The following is an 18,696-nucleotide window of genomic DNA, read 5'->3' on the forward strand; positions in this document are numbered from 1 at the left end:
TCGTTGCTGTTACTGAAGACCATTCCTGTTATTTATGACGCTCCAATAACTGGTTAGGCGGGTACCCAAACCGGAGCTTGAATGCGTGTGAAAAGTGAGAGAGGTTCTCAAACCCCACCTCTGCGTACACTTCCACCGGCAGCGTTGTTTTTCCGCAATGTGGTAATGGGCCAGTTCCAGCCGCTTCTCTGTAAGCCATTTTTGCGGCGTGGTATAAAACAACTTTTTAAAATCACGCCGGAAGGTGGCCAGGCTACGACCGGTGAGATAGCTGAAGCGGTCCAGTGTCATGTTGAACATGTAATGCTTTTCCATGAAGGACGTAAGATCAATCTTGCCGGGCATTTCAAAGCTCGCCAGTAATGATGCCACACCGCTGTCTATGGTGCGCAGGATGGTAATGGCCTCTTTTATTTTGATGCTGGCAATATCTGCCGGTAGATTACCTTCCAGGTTGAAATACGGGATCAGGGAGGCCAGGCAGCTTTCCAGCAATGCATGTTTACGGAAATGATACACTTTATCCAGGGGGTGTGGGCGTCCGCCGGACAAAGGATGCTCCGCATAATACGCCCGCAACCTTTCCGTGGTAAGGTGCATGACCACTGATTTGTGTGGAAGCCCATCCTTGGCACGGCTGATCACCGTGGTAAGCTGGTTGCGGGGCAGCAGGAATATATCGTTCCCGTGAAAAACGTGCCGCCCATCCGCTTGTATGATGGTTGCCTCACCGGAGATCAGCCACACCAGCATGTGATGCTCAAACATCACTTCCGTGGTAAAGAAGTTGCCTTTGAGCACCGATAGCTTGATGTCTGCGTCTATGTATTGTGTTTCAAAATCCATGTGCTGCTATCTTACAGGGAATGCCTGCCCGGTCATCGTTTCGCTGAGGACCCATAAGCGCTGGGCATTAGCCGCGCTCACGGAGTAGGGCTGTACCCCGCGCAGGGAAGCCGGATCGTCGTAATTATGTTCAATTTGCCCCTCGTCCAGCTCCGCTACGTCTGCGTTTTCACCATATACACCACCTAAGCCGGATAACAGCCCGTCTTGCCGGAAAGATCTACACCCTGCATCACGGTTGCAGCGGTGGTAGCGGCATCAAAGCCGGATGACAATGGGCGTTGCAAAGCGCCGTCGTAATTATCTGGTTGTAACATGCGGAGTGATTTTATGTTACAAAACTAGGATAGCGGTTATAGAGCGGCTTTGCTCAGCCAGTCAAATTACTTTGTTCAGCGCGTCAGTTTTTAGGGAGAAAACTTTTTATCCTTTGAATGTATGACCTCCATATATCATGCTTATTTTAAACGGCTTTATTTTGTAAAAAGGTAGGAATGCTTAAATTTGGCTGTATGCCACTGCCCCTTTATGCCATTTATCAAAACTGGAAATCATGCCACATAGAAAGATCCATGTGACCTACCTTGGTGGTCCCACGGTGATCCTGGAAGTAGGTAACCTGCGTATTATGACCGATCCTACCCTCGATCCCGCAGGCACTTCTTATATGATCAATAATAACCCCGCCTATTCCAAAACAGAGGGCCCCGTGATCACAGACGTGGGAAAGATAGACATGGTATTACTCAGTCATGACCAACATGATGATAACCTCGATTATGCAGGCAGGGAATTGCTGGCTACCGTTCCCCAAACCTTTACCACTGCTACAGGAGCGGAGCGCCTGAAGGGCAATGCCCGCGGTCTGCAACCCTGGGAGAGCGTTACCGTTACCACGCCCACCGGGGAGCTGATCACCATCACCGCTACCCCTGCCCGTCACGGGCCTGCCGGTATAGAAAGGATCGCGGGTGATGTAGTGGGATTCCTGCTCACGTATGGAGGGCGCCAGTTCTACCTCACCGGCGATACGGTTTTCTATGATGGCGTCCGGTCCGTAGCGGAGAAATCTGATCCCGCCTACGTGTTCATCTTTGCCGGCGCGGCCAAGCCCCGTGGCCCTTTCAGCCTAACCATGAGTACCAATGATGCGTTGGATACTGCTTTTGCCTTCCCGGAGGCTAAGATTATCCCTGTGCATTTTGAGGGATGGACCCACTACACGGAAACGGGAGACATGCTAAGGCAATCTTTTACCACGCTGGGTATTGCTGAACGCCTGCAAATGCTGGAGCCAGGGGAAAGAACGGCGTTATAGTGGAGGGGTAATTCTGTTCTGAAAGCGCAATGAGCTTATTTTGCGCATTCCTGGTACAATTTGATCGCATCCTTCCACCCAACGCCCCCACCGCTTATCTTACGGCTACCAAATCCACGTCATGCTTAGAAAAATATGCATGCTGGCCCTGCTCACGGCCATCACCGTCGCGGCCCGCGCCCAGCAACTGAAACTCTGGTATAAATCACCCGCAAAGATCTGGGAAGATTGCACGCCCATTGGCAATGGCCGCATTGGCGCTACGCCGGATGGCGGCATTACCCGTGAACAGATTGTACTCAATGACATCACCATGTGGTCTGGCAGTCCACAAGACGCGGATAAGGCAGACGCGCATCTTTATCTTAAGCAGATACAGGACCTGCTACTGAAAGGAGACAACGTAGCCGCCCAGGACATCATGGCGCAGCACTTTGTGTGCAAAGGCCCCGGTTCCGGCGAAGCGGATGGTAAAGACCTCCAGTATGGCGCCTACCAGCTCTTTGGTAACATGAATATCCGTTATGACTACGGCACGGCAGATACGACTGCCACGCATTATACCCGCAACCTGCTGCTGGACAGCGCCGTTGCCCACACGGATTTTACACTCGGCAATGTGCACTACCAAAGGGCTTACCTGGCCAGCTTCACAGCAGATGTTATTGCCATTCACCTCACGGCAGACCAGGCGCATAAGATCAGCTTCACACTGGGCATGGATCGCCCGGAACGCTTTACCACGGTGATTGCCGGCAACGAGCTGCAAATGACGGGGCAATTGAACAACGGCACCGATGGCAAAGGCGTGCAATACATGGGCCGTGTTCACATACAACAGGAGGGAGGCAGCCTGCAGGCCGTGGGTAATACCTTACAGCTGCGCAATGCCAATGCCGCTACGGTCTATATTTCACTGGGCACCAGCTTTAAAAGGCCAGGGTATAAGACCTTCACCGCGCAGGTGCTGAACCGCGCTATGCAAATGGATTTCACCGCCCTGCAACGGGCCCACGTACGCTATTATCAAACGTTGTACGGGCGGGCCGGCATTGACATTGGTGGTGGTGGCAAAGACGACCTGCCCACCGATGAGCGCCTGCGTACTTTTGAGAATGACGTAAATGATAACAGCCTGGCCAATCTCTACTTTCAGTACGGCCGCTACCTGCTTATTTCCAGCACCCGTGCGGATATCCTGCCGCCCAACCTGCAGGGGCTCTGGGCCAACAAGGTGGCCACTGCGTGGAATGGGGATTACCACCTGGATATCAACATCCAGATGAACCACTGGCCCCTGGAAGTGGGTAACCTGCCTATGCTGAACAAGCCTTTTCTAACGCTGGTGGAGGGATTGGTACAACCCGGTGCCCGCACCGCCAAGGCCTATTACGATGCCCCCGGTTGGGTAGCACATCCTATTACCAACGTTTGGGGCTATACGTCGCCGGGAGAAGGCTACACCTGGGGTGCGTTCACCACTGGCTCCGCCTGGCTGTGCCAGATGCTGTGGGCTCATTATGAATTTACAAGAGATACGGCTTACCTGCGCCGCCTGTATCCCCTGCTCAAAGGCTCCGCGGCGTTTTACCTGCATGCCATGGTAAAAGAGCCTGCCCACGGCTGGCTGGTCACGGCGCCTTCCAACTCGCCGGAAAATACGTTCCTGTTGCCAAACGGCCAGCAGGCCAGTGTTTGCGCAGGCCCTACCATTGACAACCAGATCCTGCGGAAGCTATTTCATGCTACTATAGAGGCGGGTAATATCCTGCACACAGACGTTGCTTTCCGCAAGCAACTGGAAGCTGCCGTAGTACAATTGCCGCCCAACCAGGTAGGCAAAGACGGGCGCCTCATGGAATGGCTGCAGGAGTACAAGGAAGTGGAGCCGCACCATCGTCACTTATCGCACCTGTGGGGCTTGTATCCTGGTGATGAAATAGCAGCCGGCACGCCGCTGGCCAATGCTGCCCGCGCTTCATTGGAAGGCCGTGGGGATGATGGCACTGGCTGGTCGCTGGCATGGAAGATCAATTTCTGGGCAAGGCTGCATGATGGCAACCGCGCATTTAAATTACTGCACCGCGTACTGCGGCCCGTGGCAGTAGAAGCGGCAGACCATATCAACATGCGCAATGGAGGCGGTACATTCAATAACCTCTTTAACGCGCATCCACCGTTCCAGATCGACGGCAATTTTGGTGGTGCGGCCGGTATTGCGGAAATGCTGCTGCAAAGCCAGCAGGGATATATTGAACTGCTACCCGCATTGCCGGATCAATGGAAGGATGGAAGTTTCAGCCGGTTATGCGCCCGGGGTGGTATAGAAGTGAGCGCCAGCTGGAGGGATAAAGTGATCACCAAGGCCCGCTTCAAAGCTACTACAGATGCCGTTTTGCGCATAAAGGCAGGTGATGTGCCACCAGGGATGAGGTTCTCTCAAAACGGCAAAACCATCACTCCCAAAGTGAGTGACGGCTGCCTGGTGATCGCCCTGAAAAAAAATACCACCTGTGAACTGCTACCTAATACGTAATACGTAATATCATTACTGGTTTGCACCGCCATTCACCAGCAGGTGCTGTCCGTTCACAAAAGAAGAAAGATTACTTGCAAAGAACTCCGCCACATTGGCCACATCTTCCACTTCGGCGAGGCGGTGCATGGGACAACTGTTCAGCAAGGATTGGCGCAGTTCGGGATAGGCGGCCGGGTCCGCGAATATACCGGAATGGTCTACCGCGAAGGGTATGATGGAATTAACGGTAACGCCCCGGTGACCTATTTCCTTTGCCAGTACCTCCACCATGTAGCGCGGCGTGGTTTTGCTGCCGCCGTACACTGCCATGCCAGGCACCGGGAAGGCTGTGGTGCTGGAAGCAATGTAAATGATACGTCCCCCGTCTTCCACCTCCAGGGCTGCCTGCTGCATAGTGAAATAGGCACCCTTGGTATTGATGGAAAATACCCTGTCAAACTGTTCTTCCGTGAAGTTGGTCACCGGCGTTTCCACCATCTCAATGCCGGCATTGGCCACCACAATATCGATCCTGCCAAAGGTTTGTTTCGCTTCGGCAAACAGGTGCCGGATCTCCGCCACCTTGCTCACATCCGCCTGCACGGGCAGCACCCGGGCGCCCATGGCCTTGATGTTGCTTACCACTTCATCCGCAGATGCTTTGTCTTTTGAATAGTTGATCACGATGTCTGCACCCAGCGCCGCATAACGTTCTGCAATTGCTTTGCCCAGTCCGCGGGCAGAGCCGGTGATTACGGCCACTTTATTTTGTAAGGAGTTCATGTTGTAAGATTTATAAGTTGTAAAAAGGTCAGGCCATGCCGCCGTTAATACCAATGTTTTGACCGGATACCCATTTGGCATCATCGCCGGCCAGGAAGAGCACTACTTTGGCAATGTCTGCCGGGTCGCCAATGCGGTTGAATGCAGAGAGGGATGCCAGCCTGGCAATGACCTCTTCAGATTTGCCAAAGGTGAACAACTCTGTGTTGGTAGGGCCGGGAGATACGGAGTTTACATTGATGCCGCGGGCACCCACTTCTTTGGCAAAGATGCGGGTCAGGTGCTCCACAGCAGCTTTGGTGGCTGCATAGGTGCCGTAGGTCGGCATCATCAGCCGGTTCACAGAAGTGGAGAAGTTGATCACGCTGCCATTGTCTGCCAGGTGGGTAGCTGCTTCGCGCAGGGTATTGAAAGTGCCTTTAACGTTGATGTCGAACTGGCGTTCAAAATCTTCATCTGTGGTGTCTTTGATCAGTTTGTACACGACCACGCCGGCGTTGTTGATCAGCACATCCATGCGGCCATAATGTGCAATGGCATTGTCAAAGAGGGCCTTTACGGCTGCAGCCTTGCTTACATCTGCCTGCAGGGCAAGTGCGTCTCCGCCGGCGGCAATGATATTGGCCACTACTTTGTCCGCGGCATCTTTACTGCCCGCATAGTTAACGATCACCTTGGCGCCGGCGGCAGCGGCAGCGGTGGCAATGGTGGCGCCAATACCGCGGGAGGCGCCGGTTACCAGGATTACTTTGTTGGAGAGTGTTTTGTTCATGACTGTTTGTTTTTGTGATACAAAGTTGCGTCATGAACGGGCCCTTGTGCGTACAAGGATCACAGGGATAGTTGCAAATTTCTAAGAACGGGTTTCCGGGTGCTGTTTCCGGTAGGCGGCAGGGCTCATGCCGGTGTGTTTTTTAAAGTAGTTACTAAAATGGGGCGGCTCCAGGAAACCCAGCCTGGCCGTGATCTCCTTAACTGACAGCGCCGGATTTTGCAGCATGACCCGGGCCGCGGAGATGGTCTTTTCCGCTATCCAGGTGCTTGCGGATTTACCTGTTTTGGTGCTGATCACATTGGAGAGATAATTGACATGCAGGGCCTGTTTATCTGCGTAATCCTGTACCCGCAGCGGAGTGTCTGTTCTACCGGCGGTAAGGTCGCGGAAGTGTTGCTCCAGGTCTATTTTAAAGGTCTTTACAATTTCAGAGCTGCGGTTGCCCTCATAAATAGGATTATAATCCTGGAAGAAGTATTCCTTTATTTTCAGCAACAGGGATGCCATCAGTGCCCCGATCAATTTTTGTTTGTAAGGGGAATTGCCGTATTGCTCCCGGTGGATGTAGCGGTACAGTTGCTCCAGGGTGTCAAACTCGTAGGGCTGCAGGGGGCGGGGCTGCATGGTTTCTGTGAGCAGGAAAGAGAATTGCTGGAACACATCGGCATGTACGTATTCTTTCAGGAAGGCTTCGTCAAAGGTGATCAGGCAGGTGTCCCGGATGGCGTGCCATTCAAACACGCGGTAGTTGCCCGGGTTAGTGAAGTAGACGGTAAGCGGGCGCACTTCAAACTGCAGATCGTCAATGGTGTACTGGCCAAAGGCGTCGCGGATAAAAAGAAAGCTGAAATAGTTAGGCCGGAAAGGCTGGGAGCGGAAGGGGAGCTGCTTAAAAGTATCCTGCAGGTAATGCACCGTGAAGCCGGCGTGGGCGTCTACCTGTTCCAGGCCCAGGATGGCGTATAGCTCCCGGAGATCTTTTACAACGTTGTCTTTGGATGACATATACATTTATTTAGCAGGCAACAGTTATTGGAGCAGCGCCAGCGCCAGCAGTACCAGTACGATCAATACAATGCCCACCGCGAGTGCCCTGCGGCGTATGCGTTGCGACCCGGTGCTGTCTGGCTCCGATGTGACGGTACGTGCCGGCACGGAATTGTCTTCCACTTCATTTGTGGTACCGGTGGTGTATTGCGCCTTGAACAAGTGCCAGTAAGGAAAATATCCTTCCCGCGTTTTGCGTTCCGTTTCCGTGGTGTAAGGCGCATCCATTACATAACGCGCCAGTGTATCCAGCGATGCGCCGGAAGGTGTTTCGGTGACAGGCGTTTCCTGCGCCAGCGCAAAAGCAGCATAGTGCTGGATGATGCGGGCACTCAGGAACAACCCTGTGCGCTGGTGCACGACATGGCTCATGTGCGCGCTGGCAGCGGCATCCAGTGGTGTGGCAGGAAGCTGGCCCCAACAGCGCAGGCATGCCTGTTGGAATAAAGCAATAAAAATTTGCAGGTCTTGTGCTTCCATGGGTGTGGTGATTGGCGGCACTAAAATAGGCTAAATAGGGCCAGGGGCCAAAGCGGAAAGGAAAGCGGGGCTGCGGATTTTCTTTCATGCGTAAAAAGAAAGCAGCCCCACTTTATGCGTGCAGGAGTCAGGTTACAAACGCGGGAGGCTGGGCCGGTGTTTATGCGGCCTTGCGCCGGTTGGTAAAATAGCGGCGTACCGGCTCATCGTATACTTTCAGGATGAAGTAAGCAAAAGCAACGAGCAGGAGCACTCCCATTACTACGATCCACGTGATCTCTCCAATGCTGGATTTATGCAGCACAATGTATTCCCAAAAGATCCAGATAAACCCGTAATGTACCATGTACAGCGGGTAAGAGATGGCGCCGGAAAACCGGCACAGGGGCTGCAGGTATGGTTTCAGTACGGCGCCGGCTCCCAGGGCCACCAGCAGCGGGCAATACAGGATGGCCAGGGCCAGTTCCACGTACAGGTTATACTTAAAGTAGGGCATCATCAGTGCGCCCAGCAGCAGTAATGTGAGCCCCGGGAAGCCCAGGCGGTTAGGGATGATCCATTTGTAGCGGTACACCACCATACCAGCGGTGAGCTCGCAGGCCAGGCGGGCGCCACCTCCCCAGAAACTGGGGCCGCCCCAGCCCATGCCTACCGTATTGTAATGCAGGGACATGGCCACCAGTAACGCCGCAGCTACGATCGCAATGACCAGCAGCCATACACGCTTCAGCCGCCATAACACCAGGGCATATACGATATTGGCAATATACTCCCAGAAAAGGGACCAGGCAGGCGCATTGAGCACAAACAGGTTCAACAGGCGCTCCGGCATTACCGGTACGGGTATCAGCAGGGCCGTGGCCAGGAAAAGCAGGGCCATGTACCCTCCGCTGTAGTGGAACCGGTAAGTGCTCAGCGGGTCCAGGTAAAAGGTGAGGATACCCAGCACCGCGCCCATGAATACCAATGGATGCAGGCGGATAAGGCGGGATTTGAAAAATTCCTTTACGCCCAGTTTCTCCATACGGCCATCATAGGCATAAGCGATCACGAAGCCGGACAGGCAGAAAAAGAAATCCACCGCCAGGAATCCGTGGCCGGTGATGTTCCTGGAATAATCCGAATACACGCATTCCAGGAAGTGGAAAACAACGACTACGATGGCGGCTACTCCCCGGAGGCCGTCCAGGATCTCGAAATGCCGGCGTGTTTGCAAAAGGCCAGGCTGCAATTGGTTCATAACGTGCTACGGTTTCCGTTCCGGTTAGATAAACCCGCTACGATGCTACGGGTACAGGTAAGCGCGCAAGATAACGGAATATAATAATTTCTTCATCTTTTTTCACCCGCTAGTGGAGCGGTCTTTGCGGCAGCCGGACGGTATAAAAATGCAACTTGTAGAAAGCCGATCAATTTTTACCCATAACTTACACTATGCACAAGAATGAAATTCCCGGTTTTCAAACCCTGGTAAGCCTTGCCCTGGATGTGCGCTGGTCCTGGAATCATGAAGCAGATGCACTTTGGCAGCAGCTGGATCCACAGCTATGGAGCCAGACCCACAACCCCTGGGTGATCCTCCAGACCATGGCTACCGACAAACTGCAACAAAAACTGTCAGACCCGCAGATGCGCACCCAGATAGATGCCCTGGAAGCCGCCAGGGAGGCGGCACATGCTGCGCCCACCTGGTTTTCCAGGCAGGAGGGGGCCAGCGACGTGAAAGGCATTGCCTACTTCAGCATGGAATTTATGCTTACGGAAGCCCTGCCCATCTACGTGGGCGGCCTGGGCAACGTGGCGGGCGACCAGCTGAAAGCCGCCAGTGACCTGGGAGTACCGGTAACCGGCATAGGCCTCCTGTACCAACAGGGCTACTTCCGCCAGGTGATAGACGCCAGCGGGAACCAACAGGCCTATTATCCTTACAATGACCCGGGGCAGCTGCCCATCAAGCCCCTGTTCACGGAGAATGGCGAATGGCTGCGCATACAAGTACCTATGCCCAATGCACCACTCTGGTTGCGGGTCTGGGAGGTGACTGCCGGTCGCGTTAAGCTCTTTTTGCTGGATAGTAACGACCCGGCCAACCCGCCTTTTTACCGCGGCATCACCAGCCAGATTTATGGCGGCGACAGCACCATGCGGCTGCAGCAGGAAATAGTATTGGGCATCGGTGGCTGGCGGGTGCTGGAAGCATTAAACTTACAGCCGGATGTGTGCCATCTCAACGAAGGCCACGCTGCCCTGGCCATCCTGGAAAGAACGGCCAGCTTCATGGCCAGTGAAAAAGTTTCTTTCGATACCGCATTCTCCACTGTGCGCGCCGGCAATCTCTTTACCACGCATACCGCCGTGGCAGCCGGTTTTGATCACTTTGAGCCGTGGCTCATGGCCACTTACCTGGGCACGTATGCCGCGGAAAAACTGCAATTGTCTGTAGATCAATTGCTGGCCCTGGGCCGGCAGAACCCTGCCGATGACAATGAGCGTTTCAACATGGCCTACCTGGCCATTAATGGCAGCGGCGCTGTAAACGCGGTGAGCCGCCTGCACAGCGAAGTGAGTAAAGGCTTGTTCCAGCCCCTCTTTAACCGCTGGAATCCCGAAGACATTCCCGTAGGATACGTGACCAATGGCATTCATGTACCCAGCTGGGAATCCCGTGCGGCGGGCGCCTTCTGGGCCCAGGTAGGCGGAGAGACCGGCTGGCAGAATGGAGGGGAGGGGCCCGCGGCCGCCATCCTCCAGGCGCCGGCAAGCGCCCTGTGGGCCATGCGGCAGCAGGCCCGCAAATCCCTGGTGGGTTATGTGCGCCGCCAAAGCGGCAACCCCGCACTGTTTGATGAACATACCCTCACCATTGGGTTTGCCCGCCGCTTTGTGCCCTACAAACGCCCTGATCTTTTATTGCGCGACCCCAACCGCCTGGTGCGCCTGCTCACGAATTACCAACAACCGGTGCAACTGGTCATTGCCGGCAAGGCACCACCCGCAGATGAACAAGGCAAGGGCATCATCCGCCACTGGCTGCAGTTTATCCACGACTACAACATGAGCGCGCACGTAGTGTTCCTGCCGGATTATGATATGCTCATGGCTGCGCACATGACCGGTGGCGTGGATGTATGGCTGAATACACCGCGCCGCCCCTGGGAAGCCTGTGGGACCAGCGGCATGAAGGTGTTGGTGAATGGGGGCATTAACCTCAGTGAGCTGGATGGCTGGTGGGCAGAGGCCTACACCCCGCAAACCGGCTGGGCCCTGGGCGATGGCCTGGAACATCATGATGATGATGACCACCAGGATGCCCTGGAAGCAGAAGATCTTTACACTACGCTGGAACAACAGGTAGTGCCCTCCTTTTATCAACGCAATGCAGCGCAGCTGCCCGAAGCCTGGATAGAAATGATGCGCCAGAGCATGGCCGTACATACCCCTGCATTCTCCGCCAACCGCGCCGTGCGCGAATACACGCTGAAATATTATCTACCCGGGGCCCGCGCCTACCAGCAACGTGCGGCAGATCATGCAGCAGTGGGCCGCTCCGTGGCACAGTGGAGGAAAGCTACAGACCGCGCGTGGGACCGCCTGGAAATAGGGGAGGCCAAGGTAAAACAGGAAGGCAACGAGTATGTATTCGAGGTGCCGGTATTCCTGGCAGACCTGAGCACAGATGCGGTTAAAGTAATGCTGTATGCAGATGCAGTGGACAACCTGCCCCGTGCAGAGCATGAGCTGCAATTGACGCCCAGCCCCGAGAAAACCGCCGTCGTGCCTGCAAAGCCCATGCAACTTTACCGCGCCCGCATTCCCGTGGTGCGTGCGGCGGCAGATTATACGGTATGCCTGCAGGGAAAGCATGCGCAGGCAGCAGTACCATTGGAAAACAGGAATATTTACTGGCAGCATTGAGCGTATATTTGCAGCAGTTTTTTAATTCCTGGTTACAATGTCCAAAAAAGAAATGGCAGTGATCCCCGCCTCCGGTTTTGCTTTTTTAGCACAACTGCGCAAGCACAACAACCGCGAATGGTTCAATGCCCATAAAGAGGTGTACCAGCAGGAGCTCCAGCACATGGAAAACTTTGCATCATCCTTGCTGGCCAAACTCAATACGCATGACGTCATAGAAACCGCGTCCGGCAAACAGGCACTCATGCGCATTTACCGCGATACCCGTTTCTCGCATGATAAAACGCCGTACAAAACCCACTGGAGCGGCCACTTCACCCGCGCTACTGCCCAGCGCAGGGGTGGTTATTATTTTCATATCGAAGAAGGCAATACATTCATGGCGGGCGGCTTTTGGGCCCCCGCGGCAGATGACCTGAAGCGTGTGCGCGATGACATTGCCTTTGATGCCACGCCGCTGCGCAAGATCTTAAAGCAAAGAACTTTTGCCGAATACTTTGGCACGCTGCGCGGAGAGCAGTTGAAGAACGCCCCGAAAGGCTTTCCCGCAGAGCACGAAGCGGTGGACCTGCTGCGCTACAAACAGTATCTGGTACGCCGGGATTTTACCGATGTGCAGGTGCTGGCAGATAATTTCCTGGAGGAGGCAAATAGAACGTTTAAAGCAATGCGGCCTTTCCTGGATTATATGAGCGATGTGCTTACGGTGGATGGCAATGGGGAGTGATAAAAACTTTTTTTGCCTCGCCTTCAAAAGTTGGTTCTGTATTTGATACACGCATAAACGGCCATACAGCGTGGAGTTATTTACAATGGAAATCCTGCATTTCCCCAAGACGGAAACATTGAAATTGATTTTCATTAGGATTGCCAAAAAACTGTTAATGTTCTAAGTACGCAATGATTTAACTTGGACTAAAAAACTGGTTCCCCTATTTTTGCTCACATGAAACGACTTTTGTTTCACATATTATTTGCAGTGGTCGTATTTGACAATGCCTTTCTCACACAGTTGGTAAAGATCAAATACGTCTTTGAGCATTTTTGCGAGCGTCGATCGGGAAGCGGTGTTGCCGCAGACCGTGTGCAGCGCCCGCAAGATGATGACAAGCTCCCACCCACTCCCTGCCAGCCGGCAGAAGAAGACCTCAGCCTCGAACTACATTTTCACTTTCACGAACCCGAAAGGCCGCTCCTGACCACTGTTCCAGAGTTTGGCTTCAGCCGGAGCTACCATTTACCGGACTCCGATACCCTCCCACATCCTTACGTAGAAGATCTGCTGCGCCCGCCCAAGGTCGCATGATCTATCTTCTATAGTTCCTGCTGCTTAAGCTGACATTTACACGTGGCACAGCCACCGGTTTGCCTGTTGCGTAAACATTTGTTGCACTGCAACCGGACTCTTCATGCTTATTCTTTCCACCGTACGTTACACGGTGGACAGGGGAGAGCCGTGCCATCATTTTACACATACACACCGAAAACACAATTATATGCTGAGAAATGTTCGTAATACCCGTACGCTCAAAGAGAATTTAATGCTGGCATCATCTACTGCCTTTGTATCCGGATTAGTGAACGTGGCCGGGCTGATAGCGTTCTTTGCGCTTTCTTCCAATGTGACCGGCCACATGGCAAACCTGGTGAAGCACATCGCTGATGTGGACAAACGTGATGTGATCTCACTTTTTGTATGGTTGATCTCCTTTTTTTCCGGGGCGTTCATTGCCAGCTATATCATACACTCGCTGCAAAAGATCAGCGTGTACCGGGCGCACGCCACGCCTATCTTTATTGAAGCACTCATTCTTTTGCTCGTGGCCATTTATGCAGATGCCTGGTATCATGGCCAGCATAGCCAGGCTATCATTGCCTGCCTGCTCTTTTCCATGGGGCTTCAAAATGGTACCGTAAGCAAAATATCCGGCGGCCTGATCAAAACTACCCACCTCACCGGTTTGATGACAGACCTGGGCGCGGAAACCGCGGAGCACTTGCATCCCGGGGTAGAAAAGTCTACTCCGTTACGGGACCGCCTGTACGTACGCATTACCATCCTGGCCTGTTACTTTATAGGGGGCCTTATCGGCGCACTGGCATACTACCAGCTGGAACTGAAAATATTTTACGCAGTGCCCCTGCTGTTAATGACTGTCCTGTTCTACGATCTTCTTCCAGTGGCCCGGCACCGCGTATGGCGCGCTATCCGCCAGCGCTCTGATGCCTGATCTTTCACCTTTTTATTTAAAGCACATGAAAGCTACAACTGTTCATAAATACCTGCATTGGAGCATTGCGCTCTGTGTTTGTTTCATGGTCATCACCATTGCATGGGAGCCCCTGCGCCAATGGCATGTGACGACGGGCTACGGGCTCATTGCATTGTACCTGCTGCGCGTGGTGCTCACCAAATTGCGGGGCACTGGCTATACACCACCCTTTGCACGCAGCGCTCCCATGCTGCAGCGCGTGGAAGGGTGGCTGTATATGCTGTTCTATGCCGGCCTGGCCGTGGCATTGTACACCGGCTACATGCGGGTGCATGGCCCGGAAAGCCTCGTGGAATCCATGCTTTGGGTGCACATCAAATCCATGTACTACCTGGTTGTGTTCATCCTGGCCCAGGTAGGATACGCTGTGCTGGCGGAAACCAGCTGGTTTTCCAGGGCGGTTTACAGCAAGGGATAAATATAAGTGGGAACGGCGCCGGTATAACAGGGCCGGTGTAAGGAATTGATAAAGCGCAATACGGCGCTGATTCGGTAAATTAGCGGTAAGGAAAATCAGTCGAATATGGGAATCATTGTACAACAAACTTACACGCGCCAGCAGGAAATAGTAAATGGATTAATACACGCCGCAGCCGTGATCTTTGGTGTGATAGCGCTACCGGTGCTCACCAGCATTGCAGCTATACACAACAACACCGCGGGCGTGGTGGGTGCCGGCATTTACGGGTTCAGTTTCATTTTGTGTTTTGTCAATTCCACCGTTTACCACCTCTCGCTGGAACCCGCGGTGAAGCGGCTCTTCCTTATATTTGACCACATCAGTATTTACTTCCTGATAGCAGGTACCTATACTCCCTTCCTGCTCATCTATTTGTTCAATCCATTTGGTATTGCCCTGCTTTCCACCTTATGGGGACTTACGCTGGTGGGTATCTTTTTCAAGGTGCGTTTTACCGGGCGGTTTGAAATTGTGTCTGTGGTCATTTACCTCGTAATGGGATGGATCATGGTGGTGGGTGGTAACCGCTTTTTTGAAAGTATTCCCCTGCGCGTGATCGTGATGGTGGTGGTGGGTGGCATTTGCTATTCCATGGGGGTATTCTTCTACGTATGGGACAGGTATAAATATACCCATGCAGTGTGGCATGCACTGGTACTGGTGGGCGCCTTGTGCCATTATGTAGCAGTATTACTGGCTGTGTAAGCGCACGGAACAATTCTTGTACATTCCTGGTAAAACATCCGACCATGGAAAATGCAAAAATGCGCGCAGTACGCTATGACCGTTTTGGCGGCATTGAGGCGCTTTATATAGGGGAGGTACCCAAACCCGCACCGGATGCGGAAGAAGTGCTGGTGCAGGTAAAAGCAGCCGGCATTAATCCCGGCGAAGCCGCCATCCGCCAGGGTAAAATGGCGCAACAATTCCCCTCCACATTCCCTTCAGGCCAGGGTAGCGACTTTGCGGGCGTAGTAGTGGCCGCAGGCGCATCGGCAGAAGACTTTAAAGTGGGTGATGAAGTGATTGGCTTCTCCAACCGCCGCAACAGCCAGGCGGAATTTGTAGCGGTGCCTACAGACCAGCTGGTGTTAAAACCCGCTAACGTGCCCTGGGAACAGGCTGGCGCCCTCTTCGTGGCGGGCACCACGGCCTTTGCCGCCCTGCAGGCCATGAAAATGAGCCATGGGGAAACGCTGGTCATCTCCGGCGCCGCCGGCGGAGTGGGCTCTGTGCTGATCCAGCTGGCCAGGAATGCGAACCTGCGGGTGATCGGGATAGCCGGGCCAGACAACCAGGAATGGCTGCAACAGCAAGGCGTAACGCCGGTGCCATATGGCAATGGCCTGGAACATAAGCTGCGGCAGCTGGTGGCCGGCAACAAAGAAGATGTGTTCATCGATCTCTACGGCGGGGGATATGTAGACATGGCTATCAGGCTTGGTATAAAACCGGAGAACATAGACACCATCATCGATTTTGAAGCCGCTAAAAAATACGGTACCAAAACCGCCGGTAATGCCGCGGGCGCCAATGCCGGCGTCATGCAGGCACTGGCCACTATGATGGCCGAAGGAAAGCTCACCATCCCCATTGCCGCCACTTACCCCATGAGCGAAGTACAGGCCGCCTATAAGGAGTTGGAGCAACGCCATACCCGGGGCAAGATCGTGCTCATTCCCTGACGCTGCAGGGCATCCCTATCTGCAAAACCCGTTTACAGCCACTAAGCCGGCAAATAGGCAATGGCTTCAATCTCTACCAGGAAGCCAGGATTGGCCAATGCGGCTACCATCAGCCCTGTAACAACCGGTGGGGGGCCCTGGTTAGCCATGTGTTTCTGGGCGGCCTGGTAAGCGCGGCGCACATCCTGTCCATGTACCAGGTACACCGATACTTTTACCACATCCGCAAAAGTGGCGCCGCAGTGGGCCAGTGCGGTAAGCAGGTTGCGCATGGCCTGGTCTGTTTGCAAAGCAATATCGCCTCCGCCTACAATATCACCGCTGGCGTTCACGGCATTTTGGCCGCCGATGTAAATTGTTTTTCCCGGGCCCTGTGTGGTCACCACCTGGGAGAAGGCCGGGCTTTTGAAAAGCCCGTCGGGATTATGATGCTGAATGGCGTCTGGCATACAGAAAGGGTTTTTGATCTACGGCAATTTACGGAAACCTCAGTTGCGCCCATCATGAAAGATAATGCCCAGGCTGTAGCGCTGCCCGCTGTGCACGGGGCTTACGCCATGCTTCATGGCTGCGCGGTAGTAACCTTTACTGCCTGCTATGGGGCGGAAATTAGTGGTGAAGATCAGCATATCTCCCTGTTGCGGTTGCAGCACGCTGGCTTTGGATTGGGCACGCGGTATTTGCTCCGTGAGCACAAACTCGCCGCCGGTATAATCCCGGCCTGGCTGGTTTAGCATCAGTACTATCTGCAGGGGAAAGAATATATCGCCGTAAAGATCCTGGTGCAGGGTGTTGAAACCGCCCGCGTCATATTGCAGGATCAGCGCGGTGGGCTGTAACTGGCCATGGGCGTGGCACTGTGCAATGAATGCCGCGTGGGTGCCCGGGTAGGTGATGGGTATACGCAGGGCTTTCATCCACTGGTTTGCCACCGGCGCCAGGTAAGGATATACTGCTTCGCGCAATTGTTGTAGCAGGGAAGGGAGCGGATAGTGGAAGTATTTATATTCACCCTTGCCAAAACGGTAACGCTGCATGTTGATGGTCTTGCGGTATTGCTGGTCTGCCTGGTAATCCTGCATCAGCGCATTGCAGGCAGCTCCGGGGAGCAGGTGCTGCACCTGGGCAAAGCCTTGCTGGTGGAGCTGTGTATGGAGGGCTTCCCAGTTTTGGGCCGCCAGGGTAGTGGGGATGTTGTATGATTCCATGCCGTAAAACTAGTGTGGGATGGAATGTTTGAAAACCTGTTTCTTGCGCTTTTACTGTTTATGCTGGCTTTCAAAATACAGCAACCTTCTTTTCATTTCCAATCCCCAGTAATAACCGTGAAACTCCCCGTTGCTACGGATCACACGGTGGCAGGGAATGAAAAAGCTTACCGGGTTTGCTCCCACGGCAGTGCCGGTGGCCCTGGCTTTCAGCTTGCCTTCACCAATATCACTGTAGGTGCTGAGCGCGCCAAACGGGATCTGCAACAGGCGTGTCCAGATGCCGAGCTGGAAGGGCGTGCCATGCAGGTGGAAAGGCAGTATGCGGGTATTGTGCAGCGGTTCCAGGATGTGGGTAAGCGCAGTGTCCTGGAAGGCGTCTGTTTGCGCTGCAAAGCTGGCGTGCGGGAAGCGCTGGCGAAGGTCTTCCAGCGCATCAATATCTTCCACATCACAGAAGCCGGTAAAACAGATGCCCTTGTCCGTAGCGGCCAGTAGTACTTTGCCAATAGGCGTATTTACAGCGCTGTAGCGGATGTGCAGGGTCTTGTATTCCGCGTCCGTCATCGGGATCACGGGGAAGTGGTGCGGCACTTCCGTAAGTTGGGACTGTTGCAGGGTATGCAGCAGCACGTTCTTGTGCAGGCGCATTTCCTGTTCCATCAGTTCGGAAAATGTAGTAGCCATTTGCTGTCAGTTTTATAAGGCAAATGTACGGTTGTTTGCAGCGGGGTACAACCCGTTTCTTGCTGTATGCAGTGCCGCTACCGGCTCAATGCAGCCCCTGGTTTTACGGCCAGGTAAGTGGAGTCCTGCACGGCCTGCAAAAAGGCCGTCAGTGTTTTATACAGGTAGTCTTTGGGCAATCTTATCTCGTAGCCTTTATTAGCCTGTATATCTTTCCAGAGAAAGCGTTCATAGCCACCTTCTTCAATAACGAAAAAATGAAACCCGTCAAAGCTGGGCAGTCCCTGCACATTCACTTCCAGGCGCTCCGCGATGTCCTTGTTGAAGCAATGTACCGAAGAACTGGGGTTCACGTCCCAGTTCAGCGAGATGAGGGAGTTGATAATGTCCCCCGTGAGGTAGTCCAGGTTAAAAGGCACCTTGCGCGTGCCTTTGGCCTCCAGCAGCTGGCGGAACAAGGGCAGCGCGGTGGTGAGCACGCTGGACGCGCCGGGATTGCCAATGGCTTTACCATTGCTGCGGAAACAGCATTGCAAAAGGGTTACATGCCCGTTGGGATGCAGACTGGCTTCCAGTTGTAGCAGTTCATTGTCGCCGAATAGCATGGGAGGGTGATTTGTACTTTGAATATAGGTAATTCCATGAAAAACGTTCTATGGCGTGTGCAAAATATTATCTTAGTACTGCCGGGCGCTGCCCTG

At 53.7% G+C, this 18,696-nt stretch carries 20 protein-coding genes; 9 read left to right on the forward strand and 11 right to left on the reverse strand.

What is annotated here, in order from left to right; genetic code table 11:
• Window positions 1-9: 9 nt before the first annotated feature.
• Both DCC81_RS14850 and DCC81_RS25955 read right to left on the reverse strand, forming a co-directional pair.
• Entirely contained in the window at window positions 10-846 is an 837-nt protein-coding gene (locus DCC81_RS14850) for a helix-turn-helix domain-containing protein (protein WP_240612994.1), read from the reverse strand.
• Window positions 847-1,031: 185 nt separating this feature from the next.
• A complete protein-coding gene (locus DCC81_RS25955; protein ID WP_262510165.1) occupies window positions 1,032-1,163 on the reverse strand; it encodes a hypothetical protein in 132 nt (43 codons plus the stop codon).
• Between the two features lie 236 nt (window positions 1,164-1,399).
• Here DCC81_RS25955 and DCC81_RS14855 point away from each other — a divergent pair, with 236 nt between their 5' ends.
• Window positions 1,400-2,164: an MBL fold metallo-hydrolase gene (locus tag DCC81_RS14855; RefSeq protein ID WP_108687397.1), complete on the forward strand. Its 765-nt coding sequence runs from the start codon at window positions 1,400-1,402 to the stop codon at window positions 2,162-2,164.
• 121 nt (window positions 2,165-2,285) lie between these two features.
• Entirely contained in the window at window positions 2,286-4,700 is a 2,415-nt protein-coding gene (locus DCC81_RS14860; protein WP_108687398.1) for a glycoside hydrolase family 95 protein, read from the forward strand.
• Window positions 4,701-4,712: 12 nt separating this feature from the next.
• On the opposite strand, the gene DCC81_RS14865 is transcribed toward DCC81_RS14860, so the two are convergent.
• The 5 genes from DCC81_RS14865 to DCC81_RS14885 form a co-directional block, all read right to left on the reverse strand.
• Window positions 4,713-5,465: an SDR family oxidoreductase gene (locus DCC81_RS14865; protein WP_108687399.1), complete on the reverse strand. Its 753-nt coding sequence runs from the start codon at window positions 5,463-5,465 to the stop codon at window positions 4,713-4,715.
• Between the two features lie 28 nt (window positions 5,466-5,493).
• Window positions 5,494-6,237: an SDR family oxidoreductase gene (locus DCC81_RS14870; RefSeq protein WP_108687400.1), complete on the reverse strand. Its 744-nt coding sequence runs from the start codon at window positions 6,235-6,237 to the stop codon at window positions 5,494-5,496.
• Between the two features lie 81 nt (window positions 6,238-6,318).
• Complete coding sequence (locus DCC81_RS14875) at window positions 6,319-7,245, reverse strand: helix-turn-helix domain-containing protein (protein ID WP_108687401.1); 927 nt, start codon at window positions 7,243-7,245, stop codon at window positions 6,319-6,321.
• A gap of 24 nt (window positions 7,246-7,269) precedes the next feature.
• On the reverse strand, window positions 7,270-7,767 hold the full coding sequence (locus tag DCC81_RS14880) for a hypothetical protein (protein WP_108687402.1): 498 nt from the start codon (window positions 7,765-7,767) through the stop codon (window positions 7,270-7,272).
• 160 nt (window positions 7,768-7,927) lie between these two features.
• Window positions 7,928-9,007 (reverse strand): acyltransferase family protein, encoded by a 1,080-nt coding sequence (locus tag DCC81_RS14885; protein ID WP_108687403.1) that lies wholly within the window; start codon window positions 9,005-9,007, stop codon window positions 7,928-7,930.
• Between the two features lie 194 nt (window positions 9,008-9,201).
• On the opposite strand from DCC81_RS14885, the gene glgP reads away from it, so the two are divergent.
• From glgP to DCC81_RS14920, 7 genes are all read left to right on the forward strand, one after another.
• Window positions 9,202-11,682 carry an alpha-glucan family phosphorylase gene (gene glgP / locus DCC81_RS14890; protein WP_108687404.1) on the forward strand — a complete coding sequence of 827 codons (2,481 nt, stop codon included), beginning with the start codon at window positions 9,202-9,204 and terminating at the stop codon, window positions 11,680-11,682.
• 37 nt (window positions 11,683-11,719) lie between these two features.
• Window positions 11,720-12,409 carry a DUF2461 domain-containing protein gene (locus tag DCC81_RS14895; protein ID WP_108687405.1) on the forward strand — a complete coding sequence of 230 codons (690 nt, stop codon included), beginning with the start codon at window positions 11,720-11,722 and terminating at the stop codon, window positions 12,407-12,409.
• A 219-nt stretch (window positions 12,410-12,628) separates the two neighbouring features.
• On the forward strand, window positions 12,629-12,988 hold the full coding sequence (locus DCC81_RS14900) for a hypothetical protein (RefSeq protein WP_108687406.1): 360 nt from the start codon (window positions 12,629-12,631) through the stop codon (window positions 12,986-12,988).
• 190 nt (window positions 12,989-13,178) lie between these two features.
• Complete coding sequence (locus DCC81_RS14905; RefSeq protein WP_165806596.1) at window positions 13,179-13,913, forward strand: YoaK family protein; 735 nt, start codon at window positions 13,179-13,181, stop codon at window positions 13,911-13,913.
• 25 nt (window positions 13,914-13,938) lie between these two features.
• Entirely contained in the window at window positions 13,939-14,373 is a 435-nt protein-coding gene (locus DCC81_RS14910) for a cytochrome b/b6 domain-containing protein (protein ID WP_165806597.1), read from the forward strand.
• Between the two features lie 105 nt (window positions 14,374-14,478).
• Entirely contained in the window at window positions 14,479-15,120 is a 642-nt protein-coding gene (trhA, locus tag DCC81_RS14915; protein WP_108687409.1) for a PAQR family membrane homeostasis protein TrhA, read from the forward strand.
• Window positions 15,121-15,164: 44 nt separating this feature from the next.
• Entirely contained in the window at window positions 15,165-16,100 is a 936-nt protein-coding gene (locus DCC81_RS14920; RefSeq protein WP_205686341.1) for an NADP-dependent oxidoreductase, read from the forward strand.
• A gap of 41 nt (window positions 16,101-16,141) precedes the next feature.
• On the opposite strand, the gene DCC81_RS14925 is transcribed toward DCC81_RS14920, so the two are convergent.
• From DCC81_RS14925 to DCC81_RS14940, 4 genes are all read right to left on the reverse strand, one after another.
• The gene (locus DCC81_RS14925) at window positions 16,142-16,549 is read right to left on the reverse strand and encodes a RidA family protein (RefSeq protein WP_108687410.1); all 408 of its coding nucleotides are present in this window, start codon (window positions 16,547-16,549) and stop codon (window positions 16,142-16,144) included.
• Window positions 16,550-16,588: 39 nt separating this feature from the next.
• Window positions 16,589-17,308, reverse strand: a complete 720-nt coding sequence (locus tag DCC81_RS14930) for a 2OG-Fe(II) oxygenase (RefSeq protein ID WP_108687411.1) — start codon at window positions 17,306-17,308, stop codon at window positions 16,589-16,591.
• 51 nt (window positions 17,309-17,359) lie between these two features.
• Complete coding sequence (locus tag DCC81_RS14935) at window positions 17,360-17,995, reverse strand: methylated-DNA--[protein]-cysteine S-methyltransferase (protein WP_108687412.1); 636 nt, start codon at window positions 17,993-17,995, stop codon at window positions 17,360-17,362.
• Window positions 17,996-18,072: 77 nt separating this feature from the next.
• Window positions 18,073-18,600, reverse strand: a complete 528-nt coding sequence (locus DCC81_RS14940) for a hypothetical protein (RefSeq protein ID WP_108687413.1) — start codon at window positions 18,598-18,600, stop codon at window positions 18,073-18,075.
• Between the last annotated feature and the right edge of the window lie 96 nt (window positions 18,601-18,696).

This window comes from Chitinophaga parva, assembly GCF_003071345.1.
Classification (GTDB): Bacteria; Bacteroidota; Bacteroidia; order Chitinophagales; family Chitinophagaceae; genus Chitinophaga; species Chitinophaga parva.